Genomic DNA, 9,397 nt, shown 5'->3' on the forward strand with positions numbered 1-9,397 from the left:
CCGCCCGTCCTTTTTGGACGGGCGGGACGCCCATCCCACAATAACAATTAAAATTGTAAGTTATTTAATTCGCGATCGCTAATCTGCGCTTACAAGCAAGGATCTCGCAAAATCTTCCCATCGCAAAAAATATTAAATAACAAAATTTGATAATTTTTGTTATTATGGGGGGTAATAGTTGACTCAAATAGGTGACTCAACATCATGAATATATCCTTAACTCCTGAACTAGAGCAGTTTGTTCAATCAACAGTCAAAAACGGTAGGTACTCATCTGCTTCTGAAGTGATTCTGGCTGGGTTACAATTGCTAAAAGAACGAGAAGTTTTAGTTGTTTTGAATCCGGTTTCATCAGAGGAGAAGCAGAAATCCAGCTATGATTTCTCGGATTTAGTGGGGCGATTAACTTGGCAGGGAGATGCAGTAACAATGCAGAGGAATCTACGCGATGAGTGGTAATCGCTATGTGTTGGATACGAATGCGATCGTTGCTTTGCTTCAAGGGAATATTCAACTCATTGAATTACTTAAAGATGCGGATTGGATCGGAGTTTCAGTTATTAGCAAAATTGAGTTTCTGGTATTTCCTGGGTTGACTCAAGACGATCGTCAGATTTTTGAGCAGTTTCTGCAACGAGTGGAGGTTCTTGGTTTAGGGGCGATGGATGCTGTTTTGATTGAAAAAATCATTGAAATTCGCCAGCAACATCGCTTGAAACTACCGGATGCGGTTATTGCAGCAATGGCAATCCAAAATTCAGCAACTTTGGTGACAGCCGATCGAGAGTTCGCAAAGGTAACAAGTTTAACGGTAATTAATTGGTAGCGATTGCCCTTGGTTGAGAAAAAGGAGTAAAGGGCGATCGCACTTTTTGACTAATTCCAAAAGAGCGCTCGCTCTTTTGGCATCTGGTAGAGCTGAAGGGCTATCGCACTTTCCGACAAAAACATTCGTAACCAAAAGGGCGAGCGCACTTTTCGACTTATTCCAAAAGGGCGATCGACCTTGTAGTTTATCAAGGCTAAGCAGCCATCGGGCAAAGGCTCAGAGTTGAACAATCAACTTTAATTCTCGGTCGCAGTTCAACTTGAACTAAAGTTTTGAATTCTTCATTTTTGGGAGCAACTAAAAATTCTAATTTACCGTTAATATAATCATTAATTTCAATAAAGTTCACGAGTTCAAAACACATAATACCTACAGTGGCATCGGCTATCTTTAATTCAATTTGAACTGATTTTTGAATGATATTCATTCCAAATTTGAGGGTGACACCTAATGAATCTGTCACTTCATAACACCAATAGCCATCGGAGGGTTGGGAATCTTTTGGTTCTTCACAAAATAATTCTAGAAAAGCTAGTTCATCAAATCCCTCATGTAAATTGATTTTTGCCATTTTCTTACCTAAGATATTGAGTTATTTTCCATAGATTATAGCACTGAGAAAGCGGCGAGTTCCATCGGGCAAGACTTCCCATGAACTTTGGACTTGGGCGAATTTTCCGGTTCTGCCCGGTAACAGTGAATCTCTAAGCTCTGTATCTATTGTAGCCTCTTCTCCTGTGGTGTGGTTGGTATAAGTATTAATAAATCGCTCAACAATATTACTTTCTTCTTGGACTGCTTGTTCTAGATGAGTTTGAATAAATTGACGAGATTCTGAATCGTCATCAAATCCCAAGCGATTTAGTTGTTGTCTATTTTGTACCGCTCTTTTTGAGTTATGAGCGTCTGGCTTGATGTTGACATTGAATAAGTAATCGAGTTTGCGATCGTTAATGATGCAGGGTGTTTTTGCGTCGGTGGGTCGATCGGATTGTGTCAATGGCTGATTTTTAAAATATAGATTTTGGGAATTGTAAGATTATATCATTTTGGTAGTTTTTTCATCCTACAGCACGATCGCACTCACAGCCCCAAAAAGGCGATCGCCCTTTTTGACTTATTCCAAAGGGGCGATCGCTCTTTTTGACTTATTCCAAAAAGGCGATCGCCCGTCGCACTCAAAAACCAACCGTCACTTATCTATCTGGAGGAAGGCGCTAGTTTTATGCGAAACGCGGCCTAATCTTCAGAAAACTTTACAAATCGGAAATTTGAGTCGGGAAAAGTTGAATCAGGACAGGCGATCGCCAAAACGTTCTCTAACAAGTCAAAAATTGTTTGCTTCGCAGCTAACAAAAGGGCGCAGTTTTGCGGGTTGAGACTCAGGGAATCCAACCACGGAAGGCTGGTTTCGCTAATAGCTTCCAGGTGGCGGCAAAGCAGATGGGGGGCAATTTCGGCGGCGCTTTGTTCGAGGATTTTGGGAACTGCTTGCAGAAGGTTGGCTAGGGTGGCGACATCGGGAGATTCCCAGACATAATCTGCTAATGACATGAGTTTAGGTGCGATTTCCGTAGGGGAAATTTCGCCGCCGCCCCCATTGGTTTCTAGCTGAATGATGCCTTGCTGCTGTGCTTGTTGCAGCAGCGTACAGCAACGAAGATAGGCAGATCGAACGCGATAGAGGCTATCTTGCGGGGTGGGTTGTCCTGCTGTGCTGATGTTAATGGGGGCAACTTCTGTGAGGGGAACTCGGAGGCTGTACCAGCGCAGTGCATCCATACTCACGGCTTTGAGCAATTCTGCGGGGGCGATGTCGGGGATGGGATGGAGTTGCTGGGTAGGTTTGTGGAAGGCGTAGAGTTTGATGGGTTGAACGATGATGAATTGAAATTGCTCTTTGGTGTAGCCCAAGCATTGCATGGCGGCGGTGAGTAGGATGTCGTAGCCGGTGTAGGTGGTGGGACGGATGAGGATGATTTTGTCATAGCCTTGTTGGAATATTTGATGGTAGCGGGTGATGTCTTCTAGGAGTTGGGTGTATTCGCCGTCGCGGTGTTGGAGGACGCGATCGAAGTTGTCACCAAAGTCGGCGGTTTTGATAAACCAGTCTTTGGGTTCGTCTTTGAGGGAGGTTTGTTCGATGTCCGGGGGCAGGTCGGCGGCGAACTGGCGCGACATGGAGGCTTGGTAGATTTTGGGATGGGTTTTGAGGGTGTTGAGAAAGGTTTCGGGGTTGGAGGTTGGTTTGGGGGGGGTGATTAGGGTGTGGTTGGTTTGTTGGAGTAGGGTTTTGAGGGTGTCGGTGAGGGTACAGCGCAGGTCGGCTGATAAGGAGATTTGCTCTAGGGCTATGGGTGGGGTATCGAGGTAGGTTTGGTGGGGTGTGGTCATGTGAGGTTTTGAGGTGAGGAGGGTTGGGGGTGCGATCGCACTACCACTAGGAAAACTAAGAAGCAGCACGATCAATCTATAGAATTTTCAGGGTTTGATGAAGAATTATCTAATTTCTATTTCGACAATCACATTATTCTTTAATGCGATTTCTTCAATTTCTTTCTTTATCTGAGGATCAAGCCCCTGAAGAAAAACAAACCTTGCCTTTGTGAACAATCCATCTTTTGCAGAAGCTTCGATCACAGAATTTGCTTGCTTACTTGCGTAATCTTGTCCCACTTGAGCATTCTTGACTTCACTAAAAACAGTGAATCCGTCGCTTAAATCCAATGCAACATTATCTATCTGCTGACCATACTTTGCTTTATCAATCTCTAGCAACTTGATGCCAGAACGCAAAGCATCATCTAACTCTTTTTCTAGACCTCCAATATTATTTTTTAAACCTCCAAGTTGATCTCGTGATTTTTCCGATGTTGGAAACTCGGGATCATTTTTGAATTTTTCCGCAGAAGTCCTTTGTTGTTCAATTTTTCTTGAAAATTGATCTTTACCCAAAACTGTATCAGGAACTTCTTGTAAACGTTCCTGTAGAGTCTTCAAATCGTCTATATGGCGATCAATAACCTTGTGAACTGACTTGGTAGTAGGATCTAAATTACCGTCACTGTCATCCGGGTTATCTTGTGGGTTATTTCCACCTCCATTTCCAATTAAATTGTCAGGATCAACTTCCTGATCTTCTTTTGCAATTTGCTCAGAAGTATCATCAATCTTCTTGGCAATCTGTTTGCTGATATTATCCAACTGCTTACCCGCATCAGCAGCTTCATCGTTGAACTTGACAACGATTTCACCAATAGCAGCCATAGCTGGACGCACACCCGGCATGAGATCGAGAATCCAGCCAGCAGCACTATCCATCTGACTATCAAACTTCCGCCAGACACCAGCAAGACCTTCAACAACATCAGCAAGAATAGCTTTCCAGTTAGCTTCCTTGAAGATTTTTGCAGCTTGCTTGGTTACGTCAGGCCCCAGTTTCCGCAGTAATGCTCCAATTGGACTCTTGAGTGCAACTTTGGCAATCCCTTTGATTGCATCTCCAACACCAGGGAACCAACCAGCTAAAGAGCCAAGTAGTTCAACCCAAACTTCTACATCACGTCGTCCGTCAACAACAACCTTCCAAAGTGCTAGTGCTGTATCAACAACATCAATCGCTTGACCAACAATAGGAACAAACCCCAAAGCAACTTTGATAAGCTCAATAGTGACTTGACCACCAGTAGAGTTGCCAAAGTTCAAAATAGTATCAAGGAGCTTTTTACCATCAATTCCTAAAGTATTCAGCAATCCTTGTAACTGATTTTTTAACTCAGTAGCTTTCTGAGCGATCGCCTTCTCCACACCTGTCCGAGTAGCAGCAATTTTAGCATCCACCCCATTAATCTGGTTCCACAAGTGACCTGTCTTGTCCCCCAAAATGGCATTGACAATATCCGCCACCGTCTTCTGAGTGCGAGGTTCAATCCAATCAACAATCCCCTTCAGACCACTTCCAATTCCGCTAATTGTCGATTGGAAACCATCAGCAACACCATCCACCGCAGGCTTGACAATGTTGTTGTAAACATTGAAATTAAACTTAACACCAAACTTATCAACATTGATGCCAAGATTTTTCGTCCAATCAGTAGCGCTCAGGACGTGACCTTTGAACTCTCCAATCAGATTATTAGCACCTCGAACTGCCTGATCGACCTTAGTTCGGAAAGTTTGAGCCGCATTCGCAATGATCTGATTAATCTCTGCTCCAGTGCGGTAGGCATTCTTGATCGTATCAAAGAATTGCTGGATTGCTGAATTCACTCCGTCTTGAATCTCAGTTAACTTACCTCTGAGCCAACTCCGAGCGCTATTAACGGCACTCTTCACCGCATCTCGTCCTTGGTTAATTAACCATTTCGCATCATTTTTCCGATCTTTTACCCAGCCAATTCCGTAATCAGGAACTTGATTTACTGTGTTTTCTAAGCTATTCGCAAACGAATTAGCTTTATTGATAATCCCATCAGCCAGATTATCAACTTGACCCTTAATCGGATTAGCAATGCCATCAACCCAGGAATTAGCTTCATTACGAGCATTATCCAAAGCTTGATGAACCTTTTGCCGTTGCTCCGCATTCATCTGGTTGAGCAAATCTTGCATCTGTTGCTCATAGCTGCGCTTCTCCCGCTCAAGCTGGGCAATCTCCGCATTAGCCTTAGCCCGTTCCGGCCCCGCAAAATTCGCCAACGCCGTATCATAAATGCGCTGAATACGCGGATCGCTTAATAGTGGGCCAGAAGCACCACCGCCATTATTACCAGAAATTCCTGGCTTCCATCCTGGTAAACCTAGTTCAGACTGAGAGAGCTTGTGCTTGAATTTAACAATTAGCTCATAGTCCGTAGTCACACCTTTAGGACTATTGACTCGCAGCATATAAGTACCAGGAATCAAGTCAGCAATAATTTGCTCATCCGTAATTCCCTCCCGCATCGAATAAGCAATTGGTTCATTTCGCACATCGTACAGAACCAAATCTGCATCAGCCAGCAGCTTTTTCAGTTCAGCCGTTATCCGACCACCGCGAGACAGAGTAAACCGATAGTAATCATCAGGAACCAAATTTCCAACTGTCTCACCTGTAAGAGATGTTTCAAACGGATCGACCGGGCCAAACTCAGGTAAAGGTTTTGCTACATACCAATCTAATCCGCCTTTACCCTGCTGACGAGCAATCTCCGCCTGACGAGCCAACTCAGCCAACCGCGCTTCCTCCAGACGGCGTTCCTCTTCTTGGCGACGGCGTTCCATTTCTTCACGCAAACGCCGTTCTTGTTCTTCAAGTTCCCGTTGCTTAGCTTCGGCTTCCCGTCGCCGTGCTTCCTCTTCTTGACGAACTCGCTCTTGATCCCGCGCAAATGCCTCTTCCTGTTCTCGCCGAATACGAGCTTCTTCTTCTTGTCGCTGCCTTAATTCTTCTTCGCGCTGTAGCCGTTCTTGCTCTTGCTTCCACTCATAGTTGGGATGATGTTGCGGAATATAAATCCAATCTCCTGCGGCGATCCTGTGGACATTTGCAAGCCCATTTTTATTCCCAACAAAGGCCCAGTAGTCAGGATCTACGCCATTACCCATAGTTCGTTCAGTAATGTGGCTAATAAATACTCCTGAAGGGATTTGATAAGGGACCCAATCGTAATACTCGCCATTCTTCGAGAACCGTTCAGCGTGCGCCCAGATTTCTGGCGACACCTTATCCGGGTCAACCATAGGCATAATCGGAGCAATATACTCCGCGCCCGGTTCCTCAAAAGAAATCTCAGCCAGTTGCCGGAAAGCCTCAATCTGCTCAAGCGTTAAATCATCAACACTGAACCCTTGACCGCCAAACAACCCAAAATCAGGAGTTGCTGCATTCAAATTCACCTCGTAACCCAAATCGGCCAAAGATGCGATAGTAACAGGACTAATCGGCGCATTCCCAGCCTTGCCGCTTAAGTTCAAATCGGCCGTCATCACCTCATCTTGGAACAGTGCCTCATTCCAATGGAAACCAGCCGAACCTTTACCCTCAGTTTCCAGAGAAATCGCATCAGTCAAACCGCCCAAATCTTTGAACGCATCAACCGCCTTTCCACCGTTATACTGAGCCAGCGGCGTACCCGCATAATCCACCAAACCCTTAGCTTCCCAAAGATTGCCAAAACCCAAAGCGTGTAAAAACTCGTGCTGCACGACGCTGAACAACTTCCCAGAACGCTCCAATTCAGCAATATCCGCTGCATCAAACTGCACTAAAGATTGAGCGGGCAACATGGTTCCGTAGCGCATGAAATCAATTTTAGTTCGCGCTTGGGTGCCGCTCGCACCGTCAATCGTGGCAGTGGAAATTTTAATATTGATGTCGTCGATAATCTTGCCGTCAACCACAGCACTCGGCAACCCTTTGCCAATTAATCCAGCCACACTTTTTGCAGCGGCTTGCATAATCGCCTGTTGCGAAGCACTCAGCGGCGTTTCATATTCCAGATCGATATTAAACGGCTCAGTGGCGGTACTCTCAAATCCAGAGAGAACGTAAGTTGCAGGATCGGCATTGCGTCGATCGATCTTGACAATTACCTCTGCTGGTGCGTTGGCTGGCAACTGCAATTTATGACTGCCTTTGCTCAAGGATTGAGTCCCCAATAATTGTCCAGAAGTTGTCAGGTAGCTGACGGATAAGTCGCCTGAGAGGACGGAAAACTTAGCACCATTTAAGTAGCGACTGTCAACCCGATAAATATCCGACGGATCGACGCTGCTAACCTGATCGATGACATCTTCGGTAGCGGAAGGAATCAGTTGCGTTGCATTAGCAAGATTATTGCTGCCCCGATCGACATTTGTTTGAGGAATTCCAGGGACTGTAACCGCAGGAGGAGTCGGATCTCCGGGTAACTGCTTGGTACTCGGATGTTGAGAAATGAACACATCAGTAATGCTTCGCTGTCCGGGTTTAATCGTGTAAAGTTCCGGTATAGTTACCTTTGCCAACTGCACCGCAGCAGCAACATTCAGCAAACCTGACCCTGTTTGAGCGTCCCAATTAGGTCGAGCGAGGTCTGTAGCAGTACGCTTGATCGCGTCAATTGCCTGAGTATAATTCAGCTTAGGATTTGCTGCTAACACTTGAGCGATCGCATTTGTGACTTCAACAGCAGCAACCTTTGTGCTGGATGTACTGCCGCTGCTACCCTTAGCGAGAATATCGAGAGTATTGCCGCTACCCGAATAATCTGCCAATTTAAAGGCATTGGATAGTGCAACGGAATCGTTAAATCGTTGAGCCGCACCGACAGTAACTACGTTGTCAACTTCCTTAGATAATAGACCCAGAGCCGACATTGTGCCTGGGTTATCTCCAGCCGGAACAACAATAATAACATTGTTCTGATATGCGTAGGCGATCGCCGATCGTTCCGCCGCAGTTAATTCCTTGCGGGGAATCACAGTTCCATCAGGCTGAGTTTGAGTCAGGTTGATGTTAATATTAACAACGGCATGGGGTTGCTTGGATACTTTAGCAGCATCCACAAATTTAATCAGAGATTCTACCCACTGACTCGAATTATCTTGAGTGCGAACTACTGGCTGCGACGGGTTACTATTAACTCCATTAGCTGATGGGGAAGGATTGTTTGTGCTATTTGCGGGTTTTTCCTCTGCAACGATCGGAATCTTTTCCTCAGCAGGATTATTGACAGTCAAGCCAGTATCAGTGATAAAACCTACCAAAGGTCGATCGGCTTGAGGAAACTCAAATTGTACTGGTGCGATCGCAGGTGGTGCGACTTTCACTACCATATCTTCCAGCCGCGAAATCAACGCCCCTGTATTATCCGAAATAGGAGTCGCCCCAGTTTGCTCTCTCAGCTTCTCAGTCATGGTTTGTAAACGAGCAATCAAAGTGCGATCGATCGCATTTTCGGCAACAACATCAGCACCACCCAAATTACTCAAACGCTGTTTAATGCTTTCCAATCGCGCAATCCAATCAGCATTGACATTATTATTGTTTTGTGCTACTTCCTGCTTAACCGGTTCAGTCACCGCAGCAGTCGAATTATCCTCAGTTGGTTTTTCAACTGTTGGATAAATTGGCAATAACTCTTTTGGTGCAGCATCATTAACACCAGCAGTCTCAGTCTGAGTAACTATCTCCTTGTTCCGCAAGTCTACAGCAGTATTCGTACCTACAACTGGCATAGTTTCCGCTGCTGTCGGCGGCACAATCGCTGGAGTTTCTTTACTCTCAACAGCCAATGTTGGCTGACTTTCCTTCACCGACTCTACAGGATTTGCGGCTACAACAACTTGAGTAGTTTCAGTTTTCTCTACCTCAGTTACTAAAGCAGGTTTTGTTTCTACTTTCGCCTGAGTTTCCGCTGGCAAAAATTCGGGTTTTGTTTCTACCTTTGTCAGAGTTTCCGCTGGCAAAACTTCGGGCTTTGTTTCTACTTTCGCCTGAGTTTCCGCTGGCAAAACTTCGGGTTTTGTTTCTACCTTTGTCAGAGTTTCCGCTGGCAAAACAGACGGCTTTGTTTCTACCTTTGTCAGAGTTTCCGCTGGCAAAAC

The 9,397-nt window shown here is 45.3% G+C and carries 7 protein-coding genes; 3 read left to right on the top strand and 4 right to left on the bottom strand.

The annotated features are described in order from the left end of the window. Window positions 1–204: 204 nt before the first annotated feature. Both QUB10_RS14055 and QUB10_RS14060 read left to right on the top strand, forming a co-directional pair. A complete protein-coding gene (locus QUB10_RS14055) occupies window positions 205–459 on the top strand; it encodes a type II toxin-antitoxin system ParD family antitoxin (protein WP_333202990.1) in 255 nt (84 codons plus the stop codon). Continuing rightward, a complete protein-coding gene (locus tag QUB10_RS14060) occupies window positions 449–826 on the top strand; it encodes a type II toxin-antitoxin system VapC family toxin (protein ID WP_333202992.1) in 378 nt (125 codons plus the stop codon). Before QUB10_RS14055 ends, QUB10_RS14060 begins: the two co-directional genes overlap by 11 nt. Window positions 827–1,022: 196 nt before the next feature. Here the strand turns inward: QUB10_RS14060 and QUB10_RS14065 are convergent, their stop codons facing one another. Further along, window positions 1,023–1,400 carry a hypothetical protein gene (locus QUB10_RS14065; protein WP_333103363.1) on the bottom strand — a complete coding sequence of 126 codons (378 nt, stop codon included), beginning with the start codon at window positions 1,398–1,400 and terminating at the stop codon, window positions 1,023–1,025. A gap of 21 nt (window positions 1,401–1,421) precedes the next feature. Further along, window positions 1,422–1,829, bottom strand: coding sequence for a hypothetical protein (locus QUB10_RS14070; RefSeq protein ID WP_096831481.1), 408 nt, complete (start codon window positions 1,827–1,829; stop codon window positions 1,422–1,424). A 24-nt stretch (window positions 1,830–1,853) separates the two neighbouring features. Here QUB10_RS14070 and QUB10_RS14075 point away from each other — a divergent pair, with 24 nt between their 5' ends. Further along, the gene (locus QUB10_RS14075) at window positions 1,854–1,976 is read left to right on the top strand and encodes a hypothetical protein (RefSeq protein WP_333202995.1); all 123 of its coding nucleotides are present in this window, start codon (window positions 1,854–1,856) and stop codon (window positions 1,974–1,976) included. A 92-nt stretch (window positions 1,977–2,068) separates the two neighbouring features. Here the strand turns inward: QUB10_RS14075 and QUB10_RS14080 are convergent, their stop codons facing one another. Both QUB10_RS14080 and QUB10_RS14085 read right to left on the bottom strand, forming a co-directional pair. Further along, complete coding sequence (locus tag QUB10_RS14080) at window positions 2,069–3,292, bottom strand: hypothetical protein (RefSeq protein WP_333202997.1); 1,224 nt, start codon at window positions 3,290–3,292, stop codon at window positions 2,069–2,071. 36 nt (window positions 3,293–3,328) lie between these two features. Beyond that, window positions 3,329–9,394, bottom strand: coding sequence for a S8 family serine peptidase (locus tag QUB10_RS14085; RefSeq protein WP_333202999.1), 6,066 nt, complete (start codon window positions 9,392–9,394; stop codon window positions 3,329–3,331). Window positions 9,395–9,397: the final 3 nt, after the last annotated feature.

It is taken from the genome of Microcoleus sp. B5-D4 (assembly GCF_036705145.1).
Lineage (GTDB): Bacteria > Cyanobacteriota > Cyanobacteriia > Cyanobacteriales > Microcoleaceae > Microcoleus.

Excerpts from the sequence above, each read along its gene's own strand:
- QUB10_RS14055 (WP_333202990.1), top strand. The coding sequence starts at position 205 with ATGAATATATCCTTAACTCCTGAACTAGAGCAGTTTGTTCAATCAACA.
- QUB10_RS14065 (WP_333103363.1), bottom strand. The coding sequence starts at position 1,400 with ATGGCAAAAATCAATTTACATGAGGGATTTGATGAACTAGCTTTTCTA.
- QUB10_RS14060 (WP_333202992.1), top strand. The coding sequence starts at position 449 with ATGAGTGGTAATCGCTATGTGTTGGATACGAATGCGATCGTTGCTTTG.